Source organism: Catellatospora vulcania, assembly GCF_009720385.1.
In the GTDB taxonomy this organism is placed as follows: domain Bacteria; phylum Actinomycetota; class Actinomycetes; order Mycobacteriales; family Micromonosporaceae; genus Catellatospora; species Catellatospora vulcania.
On sequence record NZ_WARX01000001.1, the window covers coordinates 238701 to 262256 of the forward strand.

The 23556-nt window shown below is 71.4% G+C and carries 23 protein-coding genes and 1 other RNA gene; 15 read left to right on the plus strand and 9 right to left on the minus strand.

Annotation, left to right across the window (positions count from 1 at the left end):
* Positions 1–212: 212 nt before the first annotated feature.
* The 3 genes from ilvC to F6W97_RS20270 all read left to right on the plus strand — a co-directional run bounded on the left by ilvC (position 213) and on the right by F6W97_RS20270 (position 4358).
* Complete coding sequence (gene ilvC / locus F6W97_RS20260) at positions 213–1223, plus strand: ketol-acid reductoisomerase (RefSeq protein ID WP_144120462.1); 1011 nt, start codon at positions 213–215, stop codon at positions 1221–1223.
* A 322-nt stretch (positions 1224–1545) separates the two neighbouring features.
* Positions 1546–3147, plus strand: a complete 1602-nt coding sequence (serA, locus tag F6W97_RS20265; RefSeq protein WP_155372027.1) for a phosphoglycerate dehydrogenase — start codon at positions 1546–1548, stop codon at positions 3145–3147.
* Between the two features lie 224 nt (positions 3148–3371).
* Positions 3372–4358 carry a hypothetical protein gene (locus F6W97_RS20270; RefSeq protein WP_155372028.1) on the plus strand — a complete coding sequence of 329 codons (987 nt, stop codon included), beginning with the start codon at positions 3372–3374 and terminating at the stop codon, positions 4356–4358.
* Here F6W97_RS20270 and F6W97_RS20275 read toward each other — a convergent pair.
* Entirely contained in the window at positions 4307–5191 is an 885-nt protein-coding gene (locus F6W97_RS20275) for an alpha/beta fold hydrolase (RefSeq protein ID WP_155372029.1), read from the minus strand. The two genes, F6W97_RS20270 and F6W97_RS20275, sit on opposite strands and share 52 nt — an antisense overlap.
* Before the next feature lie 131 nt (positions 5192–5322).
* On the opposite strand from F6W97_RS20275, the gene F6W97_RS20280 reads away from it, so the two are divergent.
* The 4 genes from F6W97_RS20280 to F6W97_RS20295 all read left to right on the plus strand — a co-directional run bounded on the left by F6W97_RS20280 (position 5323) and on the right by F6W97_RS20295 (position 9417).
* A complete protein-coding gene (locus tag F6W97_RS20280) occupies positions 5323–5871 on the plus strand; it encodes a GNAT family N-acetyltransferase (protein WP_155372030.1) in 549 nt (182 codons plus the stop codon).
* Between the two features lie 96 nt (positions 5872–5967).
* Complete coding sequence (locus F6W97_RS20285) at positions 5968–6990, plus strand: 3-isopropylmalate dehydrogenase (protein ID WP_155372031.1); 1023 nt, start codon at positions 5968–5970, stop codon at positions 6988–6990.
* Between the two features lie 132 nt (positions 6991–7122).
* Positions 7123–8217 (plus strand): branched-chain amino acid aminotransferase, encoded by a 1095-nt coding sequence (locus tag F6W97_RS20290; RefSeq protein ID WP_155372032.1) that lies wholly within the window; start codon positions 7123–7125, stop codon positions 8215–8217.
* Between the two features lie 249 nt (positions 8218–8466).
* Positions 8467–9417, plus strand: coding sequence for a type IV toxin-antitoxin system AbiEi family antitoxin domain-containing protein (locus F6W97_RS20295; RefSeq protein ID WP_155372033.1), 951 nt, complete (start codon positions 8467–8469; stop codon positions 9415–9417).
* A 330-nt stretch (positions 9418–9747) separates the two neighbouring features.
* Here F6W97_RS20295 and F6W97_RS20300 read toward each other — a convergent pair whose 3' ends face one another.
* Positions 9748–10470, minus strand: a complete 723-nt coding sequence (locus tag F6W97_RS20300; protein ID WP_155372034.1) for a bifunctional DNA primase/polymerase — start codon at positions 10468–10470, stop codon at positions 9748–9750.
* Positions 10471–10698: 228 nt separating this feature from the next.
* On the opposite strand from F6W97_RS20300, the gene F6W97_RS20305 reads away from it, so the two are divergent.
* The 5 genes from F6W97_RS20305 to F6W97_RS20325 are packed head-to-tail and all read left to right on the plus strand — an operon-like array spanning position 10699 to position 15339.
* Positions 10699–11925 carry a helix-turn-helix domain-containing protein gene (locus tag F6W97_RS20305; protein WP_155372035.1) on the plus strand — a complete coding sequence of 409 codons (1227 nt, stop codon included), beginning with the start codon at positions 10699–10701 and terminating at the stop codon, positions 11923–11925.
* A complete protein-coding gene (locus F6W97_RS20310) occupies positions 11922–12464 on the plus strand; it encodes a flavoprotein (RefSeq protein ID WP_155372036.1) in 543 nt (180 codons plus the stop codon). Before F6W97_RS20305 ends, F6W97_RS20310 begins: the two co-directional genes overlap by 4 nt.
* 49 nt (positions 12465–12513) lie before the next feature.
* Entirely contained in the window at positions 12514–13332 is an 819-nt protein-coding gene (locus F6W97_RS20315) for a Nif3-like dinuclear metal center hexameric protein (RefSeq protein WP_155372037.1), read from the plus strand.
* Positions 13333–13378: 46 nt separating this feature from the next.
* Positions 13379–14119 carry a zinc ribbon domain-containing protein gene (locus tag F6W97_RS20320; protein WP_155372038.1) on the plus strand — a complete coding sequence of 247 codons (741 nt, stop codon included), beginning with the start codon at positions 13379–13381 and terminating at the stop codon, positions 14117–14119.
* Positions 14116–15339, plus strand: coding sequence for a bifunctional RNase H/acid phosphatase (locus tag F6W97_RS20325; RefSeq protein ID WP_155372039.1), 1224 nt, complete (start codon positions 14116–14118; stop codon positions 15337–15339). The genes F6W97_RS20320 and F6W97_RS20325 overlap by 4 nt, the downstream gene beginning before the upstream one ends.
* 61 nt (positions 15340–15400) lie before the next feature.
* Here the strand turns inward: F6W97_RS20325 and F6W97_RS20330 are convergent, their stop codons facing one another.
* The 5 genes from F6W97_RS20330 to F6W97_RS20350 form a co-directional block, all read right to left on the minus strand.
* On the minus strand, positions 15401–16804 hold the full coding sequence (locus F6W97_RS20330; RefSeq protein ID WP_155372040.1) for an RNB domain-containing ribonuclease: 1404 nt from the start codon (positions 16802–16804) through the stop codon (positions 15401–15403).
* A 129-nt stretch (positions 16805–16933) separates the two neighbouring features.
* Entirely contained in the window at positions 16934–18094 is a 1161-nt protein-coding gene (locus F6W97_RS40190; RefSeq protein WP_196279247.1) for a hypothetical protein, read from the minus strand.
* 244 nt (positions 18095–18338) lie between these two features.
* The gene (locus F6W97_RS20340; RefSeq protein WP_155372041.1) at positions 18339–18836 is read right to left on the minus strand and encodes a protein-tyrosine phosphatase family protein; all 498 of its coding nucleotides are present in this window, start codon (positions 18834–18836) and stop codon (positions 18339–18341) included.
* 4 nt (positions 18837–18840) lie between these two features.
* Positions 18841–19350 carry a DUF1877 family protein gene (locus F6W97_RS20345; protein ID WP_155372042.1) on the minus strand — a complete coding sequence of 170 codons (510 nt, stop codon included), beginning with the start codon at positions 19348–19350 and terminating at the stop codon, positions 18841–18843.
* Between the two features lie 4 nt (positions 19351–19354).
* Positions 19355–19879 (minus strand): hypothetical protein, encoded by a 525-nt coding sequence (locus tag F6W97_RS20350; RefSeq protein ID WP_155372043.1) that lies wholly within the window; start codon positions 19877–19879, stop codon positions 19355–19357.
* Between the two features lie 82 nt (positions 19880–19961).
* On the opposite strand from F6W97_RS20350, the gene F6W97_RS20355 reads away from it, so the two are divergent.
* A complete protein-coding gene (locus tag F6W97_RS20355) occupies positions 19962–20720 on the plus strand; it encodes a hypothetical protein (RefSeq protein ID WP_155372044.1) in 759 nt (252 codons plus the stop codon).
* A 124-nt stretch (positions 20721–20844) separates the two neighbouring features.
* Here the strand turns inward: F6W97_RS20355 and F6W97_RS20360 are convergent, their stop codons facing one another.
* The gene (locus tag F6W97_RS20360) at positions 20845–21267 is read right to left on the minus strand and encodes a hypothetical protein (RefSeq protein WP_155372045.1); all 423 of its coding nucleotides are present in this window, start codon (positions 21265–21267) and stop codon (positions 20845–20847) included.
* Between the two features lie 99 nt (positions 21268–21366).
* Positions 21367–21783, minus strand: an RNA gene (rnpB, locus tag F6W97_RS20365) — RNase P RNA component class A.
* A gap of 234 nt (positions 21784–22017) precedes the next feature.
* On the opposite strand from rnpB, the gene F6W97_RS20370 reads away from it, so the two are divergent.
* Positions 22018–22770, plus strand: a complete 753-nt coding sequence (locus F6W97_RS20370) for a sulfite exporter TauE/SafE family protein (protein WP_155372046.1) — start codon at positions 22018–22020, stop codon at positions 22768–22770.
* A 34-nt stretch (positions 22771–22804) separates the two neighbouring features.
* Complete coding sequence (gene npdG / locus F6W97_RS20375) at positions 22805–23491, plus strand: NADPH-dependent F420 reductase (protein WP_155372047.1); 687 nt, start codon at positions 22805–22807, stop codon at positions 23489–23491.
* Positions 23492–23556 lie beyond the last annotated feature (65 nt).

Sequence of the window (23556 nt, forward strand, 5' to 3'; positions counted from 1 at the left end):
GACAGTGGCCCTCCGAGGCCGCAAGTCTTTGAGACTTGCGGCAGGGGAGGGGTTCTGAGGCCGCGACTCGTTAAGAGTTGCGGCAAGGGGTGGGGCCCGGGGCGGGACAAGACGATCAACAGGTGGGACGCGGGACGGCCGCGTGCACCGACTGCCGGTGGTCGGGGCGAAGATGCCCTGGCCCGGCGAGTGACCTTGAGAGGGAACGAAAAATGGTTGAGATCTTCTACGACGACGACGCGGACCTGTCCGTCATCCAGGGCCGCAAGGTCGCGGTGATCGGGTACGGCAGCCAGGGTCACGCCCACGCGCTGTCCCTGCGCGACTCGGGTGTCGACGTGCGCGTCGGCCTCAAGGAGGGCTCGAAGAGCCGCGCCAAGGCCGAGGAGCAGGGCCTGCGCGTCGTCACGCCGGCGGAGGCGGCGGCCGAGGCCGACGTCATCATGATCCTCGCGCCGGACACCGCGCAGCGCTTCATCTACGCCGAGTCCATCGCCCCGAACCTGACCTCGGGCAAGGCGCTCTTCTTCGGCCACGGCTTCAACATCCGCTACGGCCTGATCACCCCGCCCGCGGACGTGGACGTCGCCATGGTCGCCCCGAAGGGCCCCGGCCACCTGGTGCGCCGCCAGTACGTCGACGGCAAGGGTGTGCCCTGCCTCATCGCCATCGAGCAGGACCCGACCGGCGGCGCGCAGGCGCTGGCGCTGTCCTACGCCAAGGCGATCGGCGGCAGCCGGGCCGGCGTCATCAAGACCACCTTCAAGGAGGAGACCGAGACGGATCTCTTCGGCGAGCAGGCGGTCCTCTGCGGTGGCGCGTCCGCGCTGGTCCAGGCGGGCTTCGAGGTGCTGACCGAGGCGGGCTACACCCCCGAGGTGGCGTACTTCGAGTGCCTGCACGAGCTGAAGCTGATCGTGGACCTCATGTACGAGGGCGGCATCGCCCGCATGCGCTACAGCGTCTCCGACACCGCCGAGTACGGCGACGTCACCCGCGGCCCGCGCGTCATCGACGGCCGGGTCAAGGAGGAGATGAAGCGCATCCTCGGCGAGATCCAGAACGGTGAGTTCGCGCGTGAGTGGGTCGCCGAGGACGACAACGGCCGCCCCAACTTCACCAAGCTGCAGGAGCAGGGCGCGGTTCACCCGATCGAGGAGACCGGCGCCAAGCTGCGGGCCATGATGAGCTGGGTCGACCGGCCGATCACCGAGACCGCGTAAAGACTTTCCTCTCCCATAGGTGTCCGGCCGCGCAACCTTGCGGCCGGGCTTACCGGGCCGTGCCCAGGCGATCCCTGGGCACGGCCCGGTTTTTTCTGATCATGTCGTTTCGCCCGGTCAGCGCTTTCCCCGTGCTTCACCGCGTTCTTGACCGGTTCCAGAGACGGCCGGAAACGGACTGAGCAGCACGAACGTGAGTACCGTCACGCGGTGGCTTGGACATGCGAAGCACCCGGGAGCCCGTAGCATCGCGTGGGTAGGGCCCGAAACGCAGTGCGGCGAACCGGGCTGAAGTCATCCAACTCTCTCCGTGAGGCAAGCTGTGACTCCCGTCGTTCTCATTGCCGAAGAACTCGCACCCGCCGCGCTCGACGTGCTGGCGCACGACTTCGACGTACGTCACGTCGACGGCACGGACCGGGCGGCACTGCTTGCCGCGCTGGCCGAAGCCGATGCCGTGATCGTGCGCAGTGCCACCCAGATCAACGCCGAGGCCATCGCCGCCGCGCCGCGACTGAAGGTCATCGCCCGCGCGGGCATCGGCCTGGACAACGTCGAGGTGCCCGCCGCCACCGCCCGTGGCGTGATGGTGGTCAACGCGCCGACGTCCAACATCGTCTCGGCCGCCGAGCAGGCCATCGCGCTGCTGCTGGCCGTCGCCCGCAACACCGCCTCGGCGTCGTCGGCGCTGAAGAACGGCGAGTGGAAGCGCTCGAAGTACACCGGTGTCGAGCTGCAGGGCAAGACCGTCGGCGTGGTCGGCCTGGGCCGGATCGGCGTGCTGTTCGCGCAGCGCATCGCCGCGTTCGGCACCCGCCTGATCGCGTACGACCCGTACGTGCAGCCGGCCCGCGCGGCCCAGCTCGGCGTACGCCTGGTCGGCCTGGAGGAGCTGCTGCGCGAGAGCGACTTCATCTCGATCCACCTGCCGAAGACCCCGGAGACCGTCGGCCTGATCGGCGCGAAGGAGCTCCAGCTCGTCAAGCCCGACGTGCGGATCATCAACGCCGCGCGTGGTGGGCTGATCGACGAGGACGCGCTGGCGGAGGCGCTGGCCGAGGGCCGGGTCGCCGGCGTCGGCGTCGACGTGTACCTCAAGGAGCCGTGCACCTCGTCGCCGCTGTTCGCGTTCGACAACGTGGTCGCGACCCCGCACCTGGGCGCGTCGACGCACGAGGCGCAGGACAAGGCCGGCCTGGCCGTGGCCAAGAGCGTCAAGCTGGCGCTGCAGGGCGAGTTCGTGCCGGACGCGGTCAACGTCCAGGCCGGCGGCCTGGTCGCCGAGGAGGTGCGGCCGCTGCTGCCGCTGGCCGAGAAGCTGGGCAAGGTCTTCACGGCCGTGGCCGGTGGCGTCGCGGCCGGGGTCACCGTCGAGGTGCGGGGCGAGATCGTCAACCAGCACGACGTGTCGGTGCTGAAGCTGGCCGCCAGCAAGGGCCTGTTCAGCGCGATCGTCGAGGAGCAGGTCACCTACGTCAACGCGCCGCTGATCGCGGCCGACCGGGGCGTCGAGATCGACCTGACCACCAACCCTGAGGCCAACGAGCACAAGAACCTGGTGACGGTACGCGGCGCGCTGCCGGACGGCCGCACCGTCTCGGTCGCTGGAGCGGTCGTCACGCACGGCCTGCGCGAGCAGATCAAGCTGACCGAACTGGACGGCTTCGACCTGGAGCTGGACGCCGACGGCAACCTGCTGTTCTTCCGCTACCAGGACCGGCCCGGCGTGGTCGGCGCGGTCGGCACCGTGCTCGGCGCGGTCGGCGTGAACATCGCGGCGATGCAGGTGGCCCGGCGCGAGGCCGGTGGCGAGGCGCTGATGACGCTGACCGTCGACTCGCCGGTCGCGGCGGACCTGCTGCAGCGGGCCGCCGAGAACATCGGCGCGGTATCGGTCAGCGCGGTGGATCTCACCGAAGAGTGAGCACACGCTTGCGTAGCGTGTTGTTCGCTGGGTAACCTGCACAGGTGTCCACTGCGGACACGCTCGCCACACGTCCGGGACGGGTCTTCGGGTGACCTCTGCCGACGCGGGTGACGAGCAGCCAGACGAGCACCGATCGGCCCGATGAGCTGTTGCCGCAGCTCATCGGGCCGATTGTCTACCCGTACCCCGGCAGGTTGCGCGGCCGCGTCATCATGACCGCCATGCCGATGCCTGAGCCCGGGACCGCGTGGCGCGATCTGCCGGACGCCCTGCGTGCGCAAGCCCTTCGCGCGGGCCGGGCCGGGGCGGTGCCCGCCGACCCCGCCGTGCAGGACGCGATGGTCGTCCGCCATCACGCCTGGCTGCGCCGTAGCCGGTGGCTGACGTGGACGGTCGTGGCGTTGCTGCCGCTGGTGTGGCCGGGGACCTTCCGCACGACCGGCTTCCGCTCCGCGGCCGAGTCCCGGGCGGCGCTGGCGGGCATCGCGGTCGTGGCGCTGGCCGCGGCAGTCATGTTCGGCGTGGAGGTGGCCGGTTCCCGGTGGGCCCGGCTGGTCGCACCCGCCCGGGTGGCCGCCGCGCTGCGGAACCCGCGCGGGGCCGTGCCGACGGCGGTGCGGCAGCCGGGCCTCGGCTCGCCGATCATCGCCCTGCTCGTGTTCGGCGTGCCGGTGACCTACCTGTCGCTGGTGGTCTCCTCGATCCGCTTCGAGCAGGACATGCAGGCGGAGATGTTCCCGGGGGAACCGCTCGACTGGGGCGCGGTCGGCGGGTGGGCGATCGTGTGGGCGTTCACCATCCTCGTCCCCGCGTCGATCGGCCTGGTTCATGCGTACCGGCTGAAGCCCTTCGACCGGGGGCCTGCGGTGCGGGTGGACGAGTCGGGCATCTGGATCCGCCGGCTGCGGGCCACCGTCCCCTGGACCGAGGTGACCGGCCTGCACACGGTGGGCCCGAGCCGGCGCGACGGCGTGGGCCTGGCGGTGCAGGTGCGCGACCCCGACCGGATCGTGGCCCGGAGTGCCTACCCGCGCCCGCTGCGCCGGTATCTGCTGTGGGGCCTGCGCAGTGGCAACCGCTGGATCGTCGTCGACGAGCGGCTCCTGCGCGAACCCGCTGATGAGCTGCTCGCCGCGGCGCTGGCCTACCAGGCGACTCACCCGCCGGCGGCGGAGTTCGCCGTCCAGGGCGACTGGGGCTGGTGGTGACCGTCGAGGAACGCGCCCACCGGGCCTACGATCTGCGGGTCGCCGAGGACCCGGCGGTGGCCCAGGCCGCTCGTGATCAGAAGCTGCGATCCCGGGTACGCGGCATGGATCCGCCGGGCGTGGTCGACGCCGACCACGTCGTCGTCGGTGTCGTGCACGACGAGTAGCGGGATCGTCAGCGCCTCGGGCGCGAACACGCTGGAAAAGCGCTGCCACAGGTCGGCGACGCCGAGATCGCGCACCGAGTGGTCGCGCAGGTGTGCGGCCAGCGCGGGACGCAGCCGCAGCTGCCGGGAGAACTCGGTGACGAGGTGCTCGAACTCGGCCGGACCGGCGACGGCGACCAGGCGTCCGGCGCGCAGTCCGCCGCGCAGCGCGTGGAAGGCGCAGGGCACCCCGAACGAGTGGGCGACGATCGCTGCGAAGTCGCCGTGCCGTTCCTGCAGCAGGCGCATGATGCGCTCGTACTGCAGCAGGTTCGTGGTGGCGCCGCCGGAGTCGCCGTGGCCGGGCGCGTCGAAGGTCACCGGGCTGAAGCCCCGGTCGAGCAGGTCGGCGATCATGCCGGCGAAGCGGGAGCCGCGCGAGCTCCAGCCGTGCACCAGCAGCACCGGGCGGCTGCCGTCGCCCCAGGTGTAGGTGATGACCGGGACACCGTCGAGATCGACCCGTCCGACCGTGGCGGCCGCGTGCGCGTCCTGCTCGCGGGGGTGTACCGGGGCGCGACCGGTGGGGTGGAAGAAGAGCGTGTACGCGGCTCGCCGGGCCAGCGGCGGGGCGACCACGGCGGCGGCGTTGAGCAGCCGGCCGGTAAGGAATATCGCTGCCTTCATGGCGGCAGGCTAGCAACAAATAAGAACGACCGATCGGTTAGTTATCTCACAACAGTGAACGCCGGTGCCTCGCGGCCCTGGTGGCGGCCGTAATCCGGCCGATGGGGGCCAGCACGTGGCAGCATTCCGGCATGAGTGAGTCGTCCCAGACGGACATCGTCATCGAGCCGGTCGGCTTCGAGCACCTGCGTCAGGTCCTGGACCTCGGCTACCGGGTCTTCGACACGACCGTGAAGCCGTACACCTCGTGGTCGCTGACGGCCGTCGCCGAGCACCTGGACAGCGGGGACAGCGCCTGCTGGGTCGCGCTGGACGGCACGAAGGTGGTCGGCTTCGTGCTCGGCTCGCAGACGTTCGAGCTGCGCGACGACTGGGGCTACCTGGAGTGGATCGCGGTGGATCCGGCGTACCAGGGCAGGGGTATCGCCGGACGGCTGGTCAACGCGTGCTGTGAGGCGCTGTTCGCGGGCGGGGCGAGCCGGGTGGTGACCGACGTCGAGTCGTCCAACAGCGCCTCGGCGACGCTGATGTCGCGCAACGGCTTCGCCCCGGCGGTCACCGTCACCCTGTTCGTCCGCAGCAGCCAGCCTGGCGAGGACCCCGGTCGAGCTGTACGCGGCGTGTCCAAGCGCCCGCTGATCCGTAGCGGCCGCCTCCTCGGCGACCACCGCAACCCGTGATGAGATTCCATATTCTGGAACGGATGTACCGTTGGGTGGGAGTGGGGCTTAACGTTCGGTAGACATGTGGGCATGAGCGGTAGGGAGCGGGCTGGCATGCGTATTGCGGTCGTGGCAGGGGACGGGATCGGCGCCGAGGTGGTGGCGGAGGGGCTGAAGGTCCTCGACGCGGTGCTGCCGGGCGTGGAGACGACTCCCTACGACCTGGGCGCGGCGCGTTACCACCGGACCGGTGAGGTGTTCCCGGACTCGGTGCGCGACGAGCTGGCCCAGCACGACGCGATCCTGCTCGGCGCGGTCGGCGACCCGTCCGTGCCGCCGGGTGTGCTGGAGCGGGGCCTGCTGCTGAAGCTGCGCTTCGACTTCGACCAGTACGTCAACCTGCGCCCGTCGCGCCTGTGGCCCGGGACCAGCGGACCGCTGGCCGGGGTCAAGCCGGGCGAGATCGACTTCGTGGTGGTGCGCGAGGGCACCGAGGGCCTGTACGCGGGCGCCGGCGGCGGCCTGCACCGGGGCACCCCGGCGGAGATCGCCACCGAGGAGAGCCTGAACACCCGCCACGGCGTGGAGCGCGTCATCCGCGACGCCTTCGCGCGGGCCGGCGGCCGCACCCGCCGCAAGGTCACCATGGTGCACAAGACCAATGTGCTTACCCACGCGGGCGGTCTTTGGGCGCGCACCTTCGCCGAGGTGGCCGAGGAGTTCCCGGACATCGCGACGGAGTACCAGCACGTCGACGCCGCCGCCATGTTCATGGTGACCAACCCGCAGCGCTACGACGTGATCGTCACCGACAACCTGTTCGGCGACATCCTCACCGACATCGCGGCCGCCGTCACCGGCGGCATCGGCCTGGCTGCCAGCGGCTGCATCAACCCGACCCGGGCGTACCCGTCGATGTTCGAGCCGGTGCACGGCTCCGCACCGGACATCGCGGGCCAGGGCAAGGCCGACCCCGTGGCGGCGATCCTGTCCGTGGCGCTGTGCCTGGAGCACCTGGGCCATCCCGACGAGGCTCGCAAAATCGAAGAGGCCGTGTCCACCGAGCTCTCCGGGCGCACCGGCGAGCCGATCCGCACCGCCGAGGTCGGCGACCGGGTATCCGTACTCGTAGCATGACCGTCGGGCCTCGGTCCGCCGGTGACCGGGGCTGATGCGTACAAACTGCCCAGGTCATCGACCGGGCTGGGGTTGAACGACCGTTAGAGGTAAGTTTTCCCCCAGATCCCCGAACGATGGAGGGCAGCGCGCATGAGTGGCGGTGGCACGATCGACTTCGAGATCCGTCCGAGTTCGCAGCCGGTATCGGCCACGGAGCGCGAAGCGCTGCTGGCCAATCCCGGTTTCGGGCGGATCTTCACCGATCACATGGTGACCATCCGGTACGCCGAGGGCAAAGGCTGGTACGACGCGCGCGTCGAAGCACGGGCGCCGATCCCGATGGACCCGGCCACGGCCGTACTGCACTATGCCCAGGAGATCTTCGAGGGCATGAAGGCATACCGCCGGGCCGACGGCCAGGTCGGGTTCTTCCGCCCCGACGCCAACGCCCGCCGCTTCGCCGCCTCGGCCCACCGCATGGCGATGGCCCCGCTGCCCGAGGACCTGTTCCTGAGCTCGGTCCGGCAGCTCGTCGGCATCGACCAGGACTGGATCCCCACCAGCGCCGAGGGCAGCCTGTACCTGCGCCCCTTCCAGTACGCCAGCGAGGTCTTCCTCGGTGTGCGCCCCGCCCGCGAGTACCTGTACTGCCTGATCGCCTCACCGGTCGGGCCGTACTTCTCCGGCGGCCTCAAGCCGGTCACCATCTGGGTGTCCGACGACTACACCCGGGCGTCGCCCGGCGGCACCGGGGCGGCCAAGTGCGGCGGCAACTACGCCGCCTCGCTGCTCGCCCAGGCCCAGGCCGCCGAGAACGGCTGCGACCAGGTCGTCTACCTCGATGCCGTGGAGCGCAAGTACGTCGACGAGCTTGGCGGCATGAACGTCTTCTTCGTCCGCAAGGACGGTTCGATGTTCACGCCGGAGCTGAACGGGTCGATCCTGCCCGGCATCACCCGCGACTCGATCATCACGCTCGCCCGCGAGCAGGGCCGCGACGTGCAGGAGCGCCCGGTCACCATCGACGAGTGGCGTGACGGCGCGCGCAGCGGCGAGATCGTGGAGACCTTCGCCTGCGGCACCGCCGCCGTGCTCACCCCGATCGGCACCGTGCGCGGCGTCGACGGCGAGTTCAAGCTCGGCGACGGCGGCACCGGCCCGGTCACCGCCGGCCTGCGCCAGTCCCTCGTGGACATCCAGTACGGCCGCGCCGCCGACCCCTACGGCTGGACCTCCACCCTCTAACCGCTTTTGAGTGCAAAGGAAGGGCACCTTCTTAACGCTCCGCGTTATAGAAGGTGCCCTTCTTAACGTCATTAGTGTCTTGAGCTGGGATGATCCGGCTGGAGGGAATTCGCCCGCCGTTCGCGCGCAGGTGGCGGCATAGCAGATCAACACCGGTCGGCGGTGGTTGTCCACAAGCGGTGGGTTGTCCACAGGCAGCCCGGGTCGCATGGTTGTCCAGCCCTCGGAGGCGCGGCGACCCTGCCGTGCATGACTTCCGACTCCGCCGCCGTGCTGGACGAGCTGGCGCACCGCCAGCAGCAGCTGGTGACCCGCGCACAGGTGCTCGCCGCCGGGCACACCGACATGATGATCTACCGCCGGATCCAGACCGGCCGCTGGCAGCGCGTGCTGTCCGGTGTCTACTGCGTGCACGGCGGCACCCTCACCGACGAGCAGCGCCGGGCCGCGGCCGCGCTGTACGCCGGCCCCGACGCGCAGATCACCGGCCCCAGCGCACTGACCTGGTACGGCTTCCGCGCCCTGCCGCCCGCGCCTGAGGTGACCCTGCTCGTCCCGCACGCGACCCGTTGCCGCTCCAACGGCTTCGCCATCGTCAAGCGGGCGCTGTCCCTGGACCACCGGGCCCGGCACACCGACCATTACCGGGTCGTCAGCCCGGCCCGCGCGGTCGTCGACACCTGCCGGGAGGTGCGCGAGCTGCGCGTCGTCCGGGCGGTCATGGCCGAGGCGGTGCAGCGTTTCCGGGTGCCGTTGAAGGGGCTAGACGACGAGATCCGGCGAGCCGCGCGCAGCCGCACCGCGGTGGTGCGCAAGGTCCTCGCCGAGATCGCCGGCGGGGCGCGTTCGGCTCCCGAGGCGCAGGCGCGGGCACTGCTCGCCAACCGGCCGGAGCTGGGCACGGTGCTGTGGAACCCGCGGCTGGCGCTGGTTGACGGGACGCCGCTGCCCACGCCCGACGGTTACCTGCCGGGCGCGGCGCTGGCGATCGAGGTGGATTCGCGGGAGTTCCATCTGAGCCCCGAGGACTGGGCCCGTTCGCTGGAGCGGCACAACGTGCTCGGGCGGCACGGTGTGCAGGTACTGCACTTCACGCCCTCGTTCGTGTCACGTCAGCCGAACGAGGTACGCCGCATCGTCACCGAAGCCGCGACGCTGAGACGAGGATTCCGCACCAGCGTCCGCGTGGTCCGGAGTTAAGCAGAGTTAAGAAGGTGCCCTTCCTCTACGAAAACCGATGGGAAGGTGCCCTTCCTTCGCCTGTCAGCGGGTGGGGCGGTGGGTGCTGGTGGGGCGGGATCCCGAAGGGCGGGAACCGTGCGGGCGGGTTCCGGCGGGTCGGGTGCCTGCCCAGCGCGCTGCCGACGATCGTATGACCCCAAATTGGGACTCGACGTGCGCCAGGTGCCGTTCTACGTTGTCAGGTGCCATGTCGGACCTCCTCGATACCTCACCTAACGACCGCGCTGCCGGGCGGTCGCTGCCCGGTGCACGTCACCAGGCGGGTTCGAGGGGTGGAAGGGCTGCTGCTCAGACGGCTCGGCGCAGGGTCGGGGTGGGTTTGAGGGCGGCGGGCCGGGGCAGGGCCGGTGGGGCGAGCCGGCGGCGCGCGGTGACGGGCAGGTCCAGGAACGAGGCGTCGAGCGCCACCAGTGCCTGCACCAGGGCGGCCTGGAACTCGTCCGGGTCGGGCAGTTGCCAGCCGATGCTCTGCGGCGACACCTTCCAGCGGATCGGCCCGTCGGGCAGCACCGTGGGCGGGGCGGGGATCCACGAGCCGAGCGAGTGGCGCACCACGTCGACCCGGTGGTCCAGTTCCGGGGCGAGCGTGCCGCCCGAGCGCATCAGGAACATCCAGCTGCCCGTGGCGGTGACCGCGACGGGTCCGCGCACGTGGCCCGCGGAGGTCGCGCGGCCGGGGCCGGTCGGCGGCCCGCACACGGCCCGTGAGCCGAGCAGGGCGGGCACCTCCAGCACGTCGAAGGCGTGGCCGGTGGGCAGCAGCAGTGCGTGCGGGCGCTCGCTCCACCACTCGTCGAACTGCTCGGAGCTGGTGCTCGTCCGGGTCTCCCAGTCGTCGTACAGCGGGTGGCTGCTGGTGGCGAAGCAGTTCACGCGGTCGCAGGCCATGCGTCGGCCGTTGAAGTATCCGCCGGGCATCACCGACCAGCCGTGGTCGGCGAAACGCTGCGCCGCCAGGCGCAACCGCCGCCGTAACAGGCCTCTGCCGAACGGCGCCTGTGGCCACCGCATGAGTCCGACCCCCTCTTCCGGGTTAAGGGCGTCGATCCTAGAGATCGACATCCACGAAAGCCGTCACCGACGCGCCGAGTCGTCGTTACATCGACAACAGTCCAGAGCAACCGTCTGAATGCATTGTCCAACTGCAACTTGCATCTGAAGATACGAGTGTCGGACCGGATGTGGGCGCACAGACTGTGCGACTCGGTCAGACCGACCCGATGAGGGGAGGGCTGGAGGATGGACGAGCTGCCGATAGGCCGCCGGGTGTCGTACTGGCGCAACCGCCGCAAGATGTCGCAGCAGGTCTTCGCCGACCGCCTGGGCAAGTCGAAGAGCTGGGTCGACAAGGTGGAGCGCGGCGTGCGCCGGCTCGACAAGTTCTCGGTCGTGTACGAGATCGCCGACGTGCTCCAGCTCGACGTCCAGCTGCTGCTGGGCAAGGACCCGGAGCGCCGCCCCGACAGCATGAACTGCATCGACCAGATCGAGGTCGCCGAGATCCGCTCCGCGCTGGAGCGCTACGACCAGATCAGCGCGTTCTTCTACGCGGCCCCCGAGCCGCCGCCGATCGCGGAGATGCGCAAGGCGGCCCTGCACGCCTGGCAGACCTGGGAGCACGGCCGCTACGGCGTGCTGGCCCGCGCGCTGCCCAAGCTGCTGCGCGACGCCCAGGCCGCCGACACGGCGTACGCCCACTCCGACGACTCCCGTGAGGCAGCCCACCTGCTCGGCCAGGTGTATCAGCTGGCCTCGTCGGTGCTGCGCAAGCTCGGCGAGCTGGACCTGAGCTGGCTGGCCGCGGACCGTTCCATCGCGGTGTCGCAGCGGGCGGGCGACCAGCTGCTCGCCGGGGTGGCCACCACCCGGGTGGCGAACGCGCTGCGGGCCCTGGGCCGGCACCGGGCGGCGCTGGAGGTCAACGTCAACATCGCCAACCGGCTCTGCCCGACCCCGGGCGAGACGGCCGACGACCAGCTGTCGGTGTACGGCTTCCTGCTGCTGCAGGGCGCGATGGCGGCCTCCTGCATCGGCGACAGCGCGACCATGCGCGACCTGCTGTCCGCGGCCGCGGACGCGGCGGCCGGTCTGGGCGGCGACAAGAACCACTACTGGACCAGCTTCGGCCCGACCAACGTGCTGGTGCACCGGGCCGCCGCCGCGGTCGAGCTGGGCGAGGGCGGCCTGGCCATCTCCATCCACGACGGGCTGGACCCGGCCGCGTTCAACGCGCTGCTGCCGGAGCGCCGGGCCCACCACTACCTCGACATGGCGCGCGGCTTCGCGCAGGTCGGCGAGGTCGAGCGGGCGGGGGAGATGCTGCTGGAGGGCGACCTGCTGGCGCCCGCCGAGATCCGCTGCCGGCCGATCGCGCACGAGGTGCTCAGCGACGTGCTGCGGCGCACCCGCGGCACGCCCACCGCCGCGCTGGCGGAGCTGGCCGAGCAGATGGGGGTGGGCGTGTGACGGTGCTCTACGTCATCGCCTGCGGATCACCGGTGACCCGGGACGTCGGGCTGCTGGTGGGGCTCGCGCAGGAGCGCGGGTACGACGTGTGCGTCGTGGTCACGCCGGACGGGCGCAAGTTCGTCGACGTGCCGGCGCTCGCGGCGCAGACCGGGCACCCGGTGCGCAGCACGTACAAGAATCCCGGCGATCCCGACGTGCTCCCGTCGCCGGACGCGCTGATCGTGGCGCCGGCGACGGTGAACACCGTGAACAAGTGGGGCGCCGGCATCGCGGACACGCTGGCGCTGGGGCTGATCGTGGAGAGCCAGGGCAAGGGGCTGCCGATCGTCGCGATGCCGTTCACGAACGCGGCGATGGCCCGGCACCCGGCGTTCCAGGAGAACATCGTCCGGCTGCGCGGCTGGGGCATCACCGTGTTGTACGGCGACGACGTGCTGAAACTGCCCGCTCCCGGCGAGGGGGACGCGTACCGTCACGAGTTCGGCTGGACGCTGGCCCTGGACGCGGTGGAGAAGCTCTGCCCGCCGGGAGCCTGAGCCGCCCGCGCCACACGGCAGGCCGCCCGCTGCGCAGTAGTCTGTCCGGGTGACCTGGACTGTCGCGTCTTTCACCGCCCTGCTGGAGACCGAGTTCCCGCCCCGGTGGGCGGAGCCGTGGGACCGCGTCGGGCTGGTGACCGGACGCCCGGAGCAGCCGGTGACTCGGGTGCTGGCGGTGGTCGACGTGCTGCCGGCCACGGTCGCCGAGGCGCTCGACGCCGGCGCCGACATGATCATCGCCCACCATCCGCTGCTGCTGAGCGGCGTGTCGTCGGTGGCGGCCACCACCTACCAGGGCCGGATCGTGCACGACCTGATCGGCAACGGGGTGGCGCTGTACGTCGCGCACACCAACGCCGACGTCGCGAAGCCCGGGGTCAGCGACGCGCTCGCCGACCTGCTCGGCCTGACCGACACCCGCCCGCTGCGGGCCACCGAGGAAGGCCGCGGGTTCGGGCGGGTCGGCCGCCTGCCCGCGCCGCTCACCCTGGGCGAGTTCGCGCACCTCGCGGCCACGGCGCTGCCGGTCGCGAGCTGGGGCGTACGCGTCTCGGGCGATCCGTCCCGGCCGGTGTCCACCGTCGCGGTCTGCGGCGGCTCGGGCGACGAGTTCATCCCCGACGCGGTCGCCGCCGGAGCCGACGTCTACCTGACCGGCGACCTCAAACACCACCGCGTCGCCGACCTGCTGGCCACCGGCGGCCCGGCGCTGGTCGACGCGGGTCACTACGGCACCGAGCGGCCCTGGCTGACGCCGCTGGCGGCCTGGCTGCGCGCGGCGACCGGACTTGAGACCATCGTCTCCGAGACCACGACCGATCCGTTCGGTTTCCACGCGTGCGCGACACTTGACCCGGTCGCCTGAACGTGGCCTTTGACAACTGGACAACCGCGAAAGAAGGAGTGCCGACGTGAAGGCCGACCCCAAGGACCAGCAGCGGTTGCTCGACCTGCAGGCGATCGACACCACGCTGCAGCAGCTCGCGCACCGGCGCAAGAGCCTGCCGGAGATCGCCGAGCTGGACGTGCTCGGCAAGGCCATCGGCCGGCTGGAGGACGAACGGGCCCGCGCCGAGGTCGACGTCGACGACCTGGACCGCGACATCGCCCGGCTCGAACGCGAGGTCGACACCGTACGCCAGCGCCAGGCCAAGGACCAGCAGCGCCTCGTCGACGGCCGGCTGCCGGCGCGGGAGCTGACCGCGCTGGAGCACGAGATCGGCTCGCTCAAGCGGAGGCAGGGCGAGCTGGAGGACGCCGAGCTGGAGCTGATGGAGAAGCGCGAGTCGGCGCAGGGCGCGCTGGACTCCGTCGACGAGAAGATCTCGGTCGCCCGGGAGAAGCGCATCGCCGCGGAGAACCGCCGGGACAACGCCGTCTCCGAGATCACCAAGGAGGCGGAGTGGAAGCAGAACGCCCGCCGCCCGCTGGCCGCCGATCTGCCTGCCGAGCTGGTCCAGCTGTACGACAAGATCCGTGAGTCGTCGGGCGGGCTCGGCGCTGCCCTGGTGCAGCACGGCCGCTGCGGCGGCTGCCGCCTGGAGCTGTTCGGCGCGGACCGCAACCGGGTCAAGGCGGCCCCGCCGGACGAGGTCGTGCGCTGCGAGGAGTGCCGGCGCATCATGGTCCGCACCGCGGAGTCCGGCCTGTGACCATCGGGAAGGTCATCATCGAGGCCGACGGCGGGGCGCGCGGCAACCCCGGCCCGGCCGGGTACGGGGCTGTGGTGCGCGACCCGGCCAGCGGCGAGGTGCTCGCCGAGCGGGCCGCCGCCCTCGGGGTGGCCACGAACAACGTCGCCGAGTACCGGGGGCTCATCGCCGGGCTGGAGGCCGCCGCCGAGCTGGGCGCGTCGCAGGTCGAGGCCCGGATGGACTCCAAGCTGGTGGTCGAGCAGATGTCCGGCCGCTGGCAGATCAAGCACCCGGGCCTGCGCCCGCTGGCGGCCGAGGTGGCCACGCTGGTGCGCAAGTTCGACCAGGTCACGTACACGTGGATCCCGCGCGAGCGCAACCGCGCCGCCGACGCCCTGGCCAACGCGGCCATGGACGCGGCCGCGCGCGGCGGCGCGGTCGCCGAGGAGGGCACGACGGCCCTGGGGATCGTCACCGCATGGGACTCCGACGCCTACCCGGGGATCGCCGAGGCGGACGGGGCAGCGGGTTTGTCCGCCACTGTGACGTCGGCGGGGCGCAAGGCGGAGGCCGCCGCGTCGGCGCGGCCCCGCGAGGACTGGGCGCCGCGCACGTCCCCGGCCACCCGGCTGGTGCTGGTGCGGCACGGGGAGACCGCGCTGACCGCGCAGAAGCGCTACTCCGGGCGCGGCGACGTGCCGCTGTCGGCGATCGGGGAGGAGCAGGCCGCAGCCGCCGGACGGCGCGTCGCGGGGTTGCGCCCCGACCGGGTGGTCACCTCGCCGCTGAGCCGGTGCCGGGCCACCGGCGCGGCGATCGCGGCGGCCGCGGGCGGCATCCCGGTAGGCGTGGAGGCCGACCTGATCGAGTGCGACTTCGGCGTGTGGGAGGGCCTGACCTTCAGCGACGTGCGCGAGCAGTACCCGGCCGAGCTGGACGCCTGGCTGGCCTCGACGTCGGTCGCGCCGCCGAAGGGCGAGTCGTTCCAGCAGGTCGCCAAGCGGGTGCGCGGGGCCATGGGCAGGCTGCAGAAGGCGTACGAGGGACAGACGGTCGTCATCGTGTCGCACGTGTCGCCGATCAAGCTGATCCTGCGGGACGCGCTCGCGGCCGGTGACGCCTTCCTGTACCGGCTGCTGCTCGACCCGGCGGGCATCTCGATCGTCGACGTCTGGCCCGACGGCGGCATCTCGGTCCGCTCCGTCAACGACACCGCCCACCTGCTGCCCAGGCCCTGACAGGCGTTAAGAAGGGCACCTTCTACAACGCATAGCGATGTGAAGGTGCCCTTCCTTCGTGCTAGGCGAGGGTGAAGCGGACCAGGCGCTTCGTCGGGTCGGCCTGGGTGAGGCGGACGGTGATCTGGTCGCCCGCGGTGAGCTGGCCGTCGCAGCGGGCGCGGACGGCGGGCTCGGTGAGGGACACCGTGCCGCCGGGCTTGCCGTGGTTGGTGTCCAGCACGGTCGCGGGGAAGGTCTCGCCGATGCGGTCGGCCAGGATGGTCGCCTCGACGAGGTCGATCGCGCCGCGTTCGGCGGCGGACGAGACCCGGTCGGTGCCGGACATGACGGCGGGCAGCTCGGGCAGCGCCGCGGCGGCCCAGGCGGGCACCTCACGGCCGTCGTGCAGGGCCAGGCACACCTCGGTGACGTACCGGTCGGCCAGGCGCCGCAGCGGGGCCGTCACGTGGGCGTACGCCGCCGCGACCGCGCTGTGCAACGGCTGGTCCGGCAGCTGCCCGGCGAACGCCGTGTAACCCGCGCCGCGCAGCAGCTCCGCGGCCTCGTCGACGAAGGCGGCGTCCTTGGGCCGGGCCGGGTCCAGCCGGGCCAGCACCTGGCCCACGGTCATGTCCGCAGGCCAGTCCACGCCCAGGCCTTTGGCCGCCACGCGCAGCCGGGCCACCGCCTCCGGGTCCGGGGCGGGCATGGTGCGCAGCAGGCCGATCCGCCCCGCCAGCATGATGTCCGCGGCTGCACGGCCGGTGAGCAGCGAGATCTGGGCGTTCCACTCCTCGGCGGGCAGCGGGGCGCGCAGGCGCAGCTGCCAGCCGTCGCCGTGCGGCTCGATCTCCTGCTCCGGCATGGGCAGGTTGATGGCGCCGCGCGCCAGGCCCCGCGCGGTCAGCAGCTTTCCCAGTTCCGGCAGCAGCGCGATCGGCTCGGCGAGCATGCCTTTGTCCACATCGGCCTGCACACCCTCGTAGGCGAGCTTGGCCCGGCTGCGCACCCGCGCCCGTTGCATGTGCACGCCGACCGTGTCGCCGTCGGCGGAGACGTCGATCGTCCACACCACCGCGGCCCGGTCCACGCCGGGCAGCAGGCTGACCGCGCCCTCGCTGAGCACCGGCGGGTGCAGCGGCACCTTGCCGTCGGGCAGGTAGACGGTCTGCCCGCGCCGCCAGGTCTCGGCCTCCAGTGGGCTGTCCGGCACCACGTACGACGCGACGTCGGCGATGGCGTAGTGCACCCGGTAGCCGCCGTCCCGGCGGAACAGGCACACGGCCTGGTCGAGGTCGCGCGAGCCGGGCGGGTCGATGGTGACGAAGGGCAGCTCGGTGCGGTCGGCGTCGGGCAGCTTCACCTCGGCGGCCGCCGCCTCGGCCTGCGCCTGCGCGGCGGGCGGGAAGCCGTCGGGCAGTTCCAGCTCGTGACGCAGTGCGGTGAAGTCGATGGCCTCGGCGTGCAGGCGGCGGTATGCCATTGGTCATTCTTACCAGGTGTCCGCGAGCCGCCGCCCCGCCCGTACGGGCGGTACCGCCGTCGGGGACGCGACTCGGTGCCATCCGCAGGTCACGCTGTGGATGACACCGATCAGGGCGACACTGCCCCGCTAACGCACGGCCTTGCGGGTCATCTTCTTCATGGCCGTCTTGCGCATGGTCGTCTTGCGGGCCGGGGCGGTCTTCGCCATGGCCTTGCGGGCCGGCGCGCTCTTGCGGGCGGTGGTCGCCTTCTTCATCGGCGTCACCTTCTTGGCGGCCATGGCCTTCTTCGCCGTGGTGCGGCCGGTGGCGGTACGGCGTACCGCCGCGGTGATCTTCTTGGCCCCGGTCGCCTTGCGGGTGGCGGTGGTCTTCTTCACCCCGATGGTGGTCTTCTTGGCGGTGGCCGACTTCCGGGCGGTCGCCTTGCGCGCGGGTGCGGTCTTCTTCGCGGCCGTCGTCTTGCGGACCGTGGTCGTCTTGCGGGCCGTCGCCTTGCGGGCGGGCGAGGACTTCTTGGCGACCGTGGTCTTCTTCACGGCGGTGGACTTTCTGGCAGGCGACGCCTTCTTGGCGGTCGTCTTCCGGGCTGCCGCGGCCTTCTTCATCGGCGTCGACTTCCTGGCAGCCGTGGTCTTCTTCGCGGCAGCCGTCTTCTTCACCGCAGCAGTGATCGTCCGGGTGCCGGTGCTGCGGGCCGCCGCCGTGGTCTTCTTGGCGGTCGCCTTCTTCGCCGTGGTCTTACGCGCGGTCGTGGTCTTCTTCGCGGCGGTGGTCTTCCTGGCCGCGGTCGTCTTCTTGACCGCGGTGGCCTTCCTGGCCGGGGACGTCTTCTTTGCGGCGGTGGTCTTCTTCGCCGTCGTCGTCTTCCGGGCCACCGCGGCCTTCTTCATCGGCGTCGTCTTCTTGGCGGCAGTGGTCTTCTTGGCGGTCACGGCCTTCTTGGCCGCCGTCTTCTTCACCGCGGCGGTCACCTTCTTGACGCCGGTGCTGCGGGCCGCCGCCGTGGTCTTGCGCGCGGCGGTGGTCTTCTTCGCGGCCGTGGTCTTCTTGACCGCGGTGGTCCTCTTCGCGGTGGCCTTCTTGGCCGGGGACGTCTTCTTGGCGGTGGTCTTCTTCGCCGTCGTCGTCTTCCGCGCTGTCGTGGTCTTCTTGGCGGGCGAGGTCTTCCTGGCAGGCGCGGCCTTCTTCGCCGCGGCCGGCCGGCTCGGCGCCTTCTTGGCTACCGCCTTCTTGGCAGCGGCCTTCTTCGCTGGGGCCTTCTTCGCTGCGGCCTTGGCTACGGCCATCGCTTGTCCTCCTCACGGGAACGTCCTGCCGGAATGTCTCCGGCGGAACCGCGAAACAGCGGTGGCCACGGCGCTTTGTCCGCGCACTGCTGCTCCAGACATCACTGTGCGCCGCAAAAGACCCATGTGCTGGCGAAATCCGTAAAAAAGTCAAATTGCTATGACTGCCGATGTGACCACTCCACAGTGCACGTATCGCGGCATCGCTTGCCCCGCCGCGCTTTGCGGCACGCGGGGCGCAGGTCTAGCAGGGACCCGTCATCCCGGCCAACCGCGCCAGGATCGCCCGTTGCGGCTCGGTCTCCGGCACCGGAAGCCCTCGTGCCGCACCGATCGCGGCCATCGCGTCCGCGGCGCTCGCGCCGAGCCGGATCAGCACCCCGCCGGCGATGACGGTGGCCCGGCCGACGCCGCCGTGACAATGCGCCAGCACGAACCGCCCGGCCGCCACCTCCTCGGCGAGCCGCCCGGTCAGCTCCCGGTACGCGGTGAAGTCCGGCACGCCGAAATCGGGGATGGGGAAGGAGACGAACCGCATCCCGGCCGCGCGCACCGCCTGTTCCCAGCCGGAAAGGCCCAGCAGGCCGCACTCGGGGGCGGTCAGCGCGCAGACCACGGTGTCCACCCCGTTGCGGCGCAGGCTGTCGACCTCGTCCGGCAGCCGTTCCCCGCCCGCGGGACGGGGCATCACCGCGAGCCGTCCCGCGGCGGGCCAGTCGATGACATACGCGGTGGTGGGCACGGTGTCAGCCGAGCAGGACCTTCACGACGGCCTCGCCGTCGGCGGCCGCGCGGTGGTAGAACTCGGCCAGGCCGTCGGCGTGCCGGGCCAGCCGCCGCGCCAGCAGCTCGTCCCAGGAGCGCGTGGAGTAGCCGCGCAGCACCGCGGCCAGCTCGCCCTCGCGCTGCGCGATCCACGACGACGGCTGCGTCTCCCGCAGGAACTCCGACACCGAGCGGACCTCACCTGCGGTGAGCACGCCGATCTCGTCGTCGGACGCCCCGGACAGGTCCACCGGATGCCAGGCCCCGCCGGACACGACCAGCCCCGCCACCGGGTGGCCCGGCCCGGCGCTGCCCGCGAAGAGCACCTCCAGCAGCAGGTAGTGCTCCGGGACCGCGCGCAACGTGCCGTCGGCCAGCGCCCGCTCGCACGCCGCGTCGTCGAACACCGGCGAGCCGTCCCACAGCCGGCGCGGCGAACCCGCCAGATCCGCCTCCGGCACCCGCTGCCAGTACATGTCCACGCCGGTCACGGGCTCAGGCCTTCGACTTCGCCGGGCTCTGCGGGCGCGCCCCGGCCGGTTTCGCCTTCTCGCCACCCGCCGCCCACTTGTCCAGGTCGAAGCGGAACCAGCCGCCCTTCACGACCCGCCCGCTGCCCAGCGCCAGCACCGCCCGGATCTTCGCGGTCTGCTTGCCATACACCTTGAGCAGCTCGGCCACGTCGGCGACCGGGACCGTCCAGGTGGCCGAGTGGTGACCCTCCACCTTGTACGGGAAATCCGGTCCCTTGCGGCTCTGCCCGCCGACCATGTGCCGCCCGCGCAGGCCCTTCACCTCGAACTCGCAGGTCACCACCTGCACCGCGCCGAGTGTCCCGTTCGTCACCGTCGTCGCGATCAGGAACTCCTTCGCGTCACCGGGCCCGAAGTTGTTGATGTGGTAGAGCCGAGCGCTCAGGGCCAGCCGGGTGCGCCGGTAGCCGGCCAGGGCCACGGCCAGGCTCAGCAGGGCGATCAGGACACCGGCGAGCGCGAGCATCCGTGCGGGGGTATCGGACACGGTGCGACTATGGCACAGAACCGGTCGGGGGAGGAACCTGCGTACACCGTGCTGCGGACCGTCGCCGGGTCGTTGGTCAGGCATGAGACTCGACGTGCCCGCCTCGAAGCTGCTACGCGTGCTGCTGTGGAGCGTGGCCGCGATCCACCTGCTGAGCCTCGGCTTCACCGTCGTCTACCACGGTTTCGGGCTGTACGACCTGATTCCGTACTGGGGCCGGATCGTCAAGTTCTTCTACGTCGACAAGGAGCAGAACCTGCCCACCTGGTTCTCCAGCGGGCTGCTGTTCCTCGCGGCGCTGCTGCTGTGGCAGCTCGGCGGCGCGGACCGGGCGTCCGGCGGGCGTTTCCACCGGCACTGGCGGGTGCTCGCAGTCGTCTTCACCGCGCTGTCGCTGGACGAGTTCTCGCAGTTCCACGAACTCGGGGCGCAGGCCGACGTGCTCGACGCGGGCGGGGCGTCGTACCTGTCCTGGCTGGTGCTCGCCGCCCCGCTGGTGCTCGTGCTGGGCCTGTCGTACCTGCGCTTCCTGCTCGCCCTGCCGCCGCGCGTGCGCTGGCTCATGCTCGGCGCGGCCGCGCTGTTCCTCGGTGGCGCGGCCGGGATCGAAGTGCTCGGCGCGTACTCCGGCCGCGAGAACATCGGCTTCACTCCCGGCTGGGCCTCCCTGCGCTATGTGCTCGCGGCCTCGGCCGAGGAACTGTGCGAGATGCTCGGCGTGGTGCTCTTCGTGTACGCCGCCGCCCAGCACCTCCAGCACCTGCCCACCCCGACCCCCACGCCACTCCCGCGCCCGTCCCCCCGCCCCCAGTCAAGGAAGGGCACCTTCACATCGCCATAGGTTGTGGAAGGGCACCTTCTTAACCCCTTGCGTGCGGCGGGATAGCCAGGATGGCTCATGCGGTGATGAACGCGGCATGGTCCCGCACCGTGGAGCGCTGCGTCGCCTGGGACGCCACCTTGGCTTACTGCTCCAAGGCGATGACGGCGTGGCACATGTGGCCGAGCGAGGCCATCCCGGTGGGTTCCTGCGAGGCGGCCAACTCCAGCGCTGTGGCCACGCCGTGTAACGCTCGCGCCAGGCTGGTCGCCGGCACCCTGGCGGCCACCCTCGCCACTCCTGCATCATCTGCTGCGCTGACGCGCAAGGTCTGGGATCCCTCAGGGAGCTGCTTGGCAAACCTTGCTGCCATTCGAGCGAGCCGGTCGGGATCGTGGTCAGTCGTGGTCACCTCAAATGCAAGATCCACGGTGTACGCGCCGACTTCGCTCATGCTGGCCAGCATATCGAGCTGGACGTGACAGCGGTCTCGCCGCACGATCTTCAGTTCTGCCCGGTCGCCGTGCTGGGCCGCGGCCGGGCCGTCGGAGGTGGCACGGGCCGTCACGGGGCGGCAAATGATGGCCGACGACGACGGCCAACGGCGGCGACTGCCCAGAGTCTTCGCAGGTCAGTGACGTTCGAAGCTCGGCGGCCGGTACAGGGACGGACGAGTCGGCCTGTACGCCGGATTCTGTGCCGCGCTCGCGCGCGGCGGCGGCCATCCATCTAGGCCTGCCGTCGCCGGCAGGCTCGAGCAACCTACCCGCGGACATCGGGCGGGCCACCCTCGAACGTCCGCGCGGCCACCCGCCCGCCGAAGCGGATCGAGCGGCCTTTCTTGGTCTTGCTCCGGGTGGGGTTTACCTAGCCACCCCGGTCACCCGGGGTGCTGGTGAGCTCTTACCTCACCGTTTCACCCTTACCCGCTGCCCCGGGGGGCGGCGGGCGGTCTGTTCTCTGTGGCACTGTCCCGCGGGTCGCCCCGGGTTGCCGTTAACAACCACCCTGCCCTGTGGAGTCCGGACGTTCCTCGGCACCGCCGGGCCGGAGCCCGTGATGACGCGACCGCCCGGCCGACTCGTCCGTCGCGTTGACCATGATACGTCCCACCGCGCCCCACCTCTCCCGCCCGGTGACCGCACCCGGCCGGACCCGGCGCGCCGCCGACGGCGAAGATCGCTGTTTGGTGTCGAAAGCTGTGGCCGAACCACACAATCTGACACCAAACAGCGATCTTGCCGCCGCCGCCGCCGCGCGGGCGGGTGCGGCGGGTGCGGCGGGGGTGGGCGGGGCAGGGGCGATAGCCTCGGCGGCGATGGATTTCTCTGCGCTGGTGCTGCTCGGGGCTGTCGGCGCGGCAGCCGGGAGCGTCAACGCCGTGGCTGGGGGTGGGTCGCTGATCATGCTGCCGGCGCTGCTGGCGCTGGGCGTGCCGCCGGTGCAGGCCACGGTCACCAACTCGGTCTCGGTGACTGGGGGATACTCCGCCAGCGTGCTGGGAACCAGGCAGGATCTGTACGGGCAGGGCGCGCGGCTGCGGGCGCTCGCGCCGACGGTGCTGCTGGGCGCGGTCACCGGCTGTGTGCTGCTGCTGCATACGCCGCCGGGCGTGTTCGCCAGGCTGATGCCGCTGCTGGTGCTGGCCGCGTCGCTGCTGCTGGCGTTCCAGGAGCGGGTGGGCCGCCTGGTGGGCGAGCCGCACGCGCAGCCGGGCTGGTTGCGGTTCGTGCTGCTCTTTGCCGTCGGGGTGTACGGCGGTTACTTCAACTCGGTGCTCGGCGTCATCCTGATCGCGGTGCTGAGCGTGGTCGTCGTCGAGTCGATGAACCGCATCGTGGCGTTGAAGAACATCCTCCAGCTCGTCGTGGGCCTGGTCGCCACGACGATGTACTCGCTGTTCGGGCCGGTCTACTGGCCGGCGGTGGCGGTGCTGGTGCCGGCGACGCTGCTGGGCGGGTTCGCGGGCGCGCGGGTGGGGCGCCGGCTGCCGGCGCGGACGCTGCGGGCGGTCATCGTGGCCTTCGGGGTCACTGTCGCAGGTGTGCTGTTCCTGCGAGCCATGTCATAGCGCGATGAACGCCCGTTCAGTGCGAAGATCGGGTATGGCATTGGACCTGGCTTCCCTTCCCGACGTCAGCGAGCTGACCGTCGGCATCCTCGGTGGCACCGGCGATCAGGGCCGCGGCCTGGCGTACCGGCTGGCACTGGCCGGGCAGCGCGTGCTGATCGGCTCCCGCAGCGCGGACCGGGCGGCGGCCTCGGCGGCCGAGCTGGCGGAGCTGTCCGGCGGGGACGTCAGCGGCGGCGACAACGCCGACGTGGCGGGGCGCTCGGACGTGCTGATCGTGGCGGTGCCCTATGCCGGGCACGCCGATACGCTGGCCGGGCTGGTCGAGCAGCTCGTCGGCAAGATCGTGGTGGACTGCGTGAATCCGCTGGGCTTCGACAAGCAGGGGCCGTACGCGCTGAAGGTCGACGAGGGCAGTGCCGCGCAGCAGGCGGCGGCGATCCTGCCCGAGGCCCGGGTGACCGCGGCGTTCCACCACGTCAGCGCGGAGCTGCTGGCCGACCCCGCGGTGGCCCGCATGGACCTGGACATCCTGGTGCTCGGTGACGACCGCGACGCCGTCGCCGTGGTGCAGGCGCTGGCGGGCCGCATCCCCGGCATGCGAGGCATCCACGCGGGCCGCCTGCGCAACGCGGGCCAGGTCGAATCCCTGACCGCCAACCTGATCGCCATGAACAAGCGCTACAAGGCCCACTCCGGCATCCGCGTCACCGACGTCTGACCCACCCCCACCGCCCACCGCCCACCGCTGCGCAACTCTTAAAGAGTCGCGCCTTCACGACCGCC

Coding starts and splice junctions, on each gene's coding strand:
- F6W97_RS20285 (WP_155372031.1), top strand. CDS start 5,968: ATGCGTATTGCGGTCGTGGCAGGGGACGGGATCGGCGCCGAGGTGGTG.
- F6W97_RS20300 (WP_155372034.1), bottom strand. CDS start 10,470: ATGCGGTGGCCACAGGCGCCGTTCGGCAGAGGCCTGTTACGGCGGCGG.
- F6W97_RS20290 (WP_155372032.1), top strand. CDS start 7,123: ATGAGTGGCGGTGGCACGATCGACTTCGAGATCCGTCCGAGTTCGCAG.
- F6W97_RS20330 (WP_155372040.1), bottom strand. CDS start 16,804: ATGGCATACCGCCGCCTGCACGCCGAGGCCATCGACTTCACCGCACTG.
- F6W97_RS40190 (WP_196279247.1), bottom strand. CDS start 18,094: ATGGCCGTAGCCAAGGCCGCAGCGAAGAAGGCCCCAGCGAAGAAGGCC.
- F6W97_RS20370 (WP_155372046.1), top strand. CDS start 22,018: ATGGATTTCTCTGCGCTGGTGCTGCTCGGGGCTGTCGGCGCGGCAGCC.
- F6W97_RS20355 (WP_155372044.1), top strand. CDS start 19,962: ATGAGACTCGACGTGCCCGCCTCGAAGCTGCTACGCGTGCTGCTGTGG.
- npdG (WP_155372047.1), top strand. CDS start 22,805: ATGGCATTGGACCTGGCTTCCCTTCCCGACGTCAGCGAGCTGACCGTC.
- F6W97_RS20270 (WP_155372028.1), top strand. CDS start 3,372: ATGCCGATGCCTGAGCCCGGGACCGCGTGGCGCGATCTGCCGGACGCC.
- F6W97_RS20305 (WP_155372035.1), top strand. CDS start 10,699: ATGGACGAGCTGCCGATAGGCCGCCGGGTGTCGTACTGGCGCAACCGC.
- F6W97_RS20275 (WP_155372029.1), bottom strand. CDS start 5,191: ATGAAGGCAGCGATATTCCTTACCGGCCGGCTGCTCAACGCCGCCGCC.
- F6W97_RS20280 (WP_155372030.1), top strand. CDS start 5,323: ATGAGTGAGTCGTCCCAGACGGACATCGTCATCGAGCCGGTCGGCTTC.
- ilvC (WP_144120462.1), top strand. CDS start 213: ATGGTTGAGATCTTCTACGACGACGACGCGGACCTGTCCGTCATCCAG.
- F6W97_RS20295 (WP_155372033.1), top strand. CDS start 8,467: ATGACTTCCGACTCCGCCGCCGTGCTGGACGAGCTGGCGCACCGCCAG.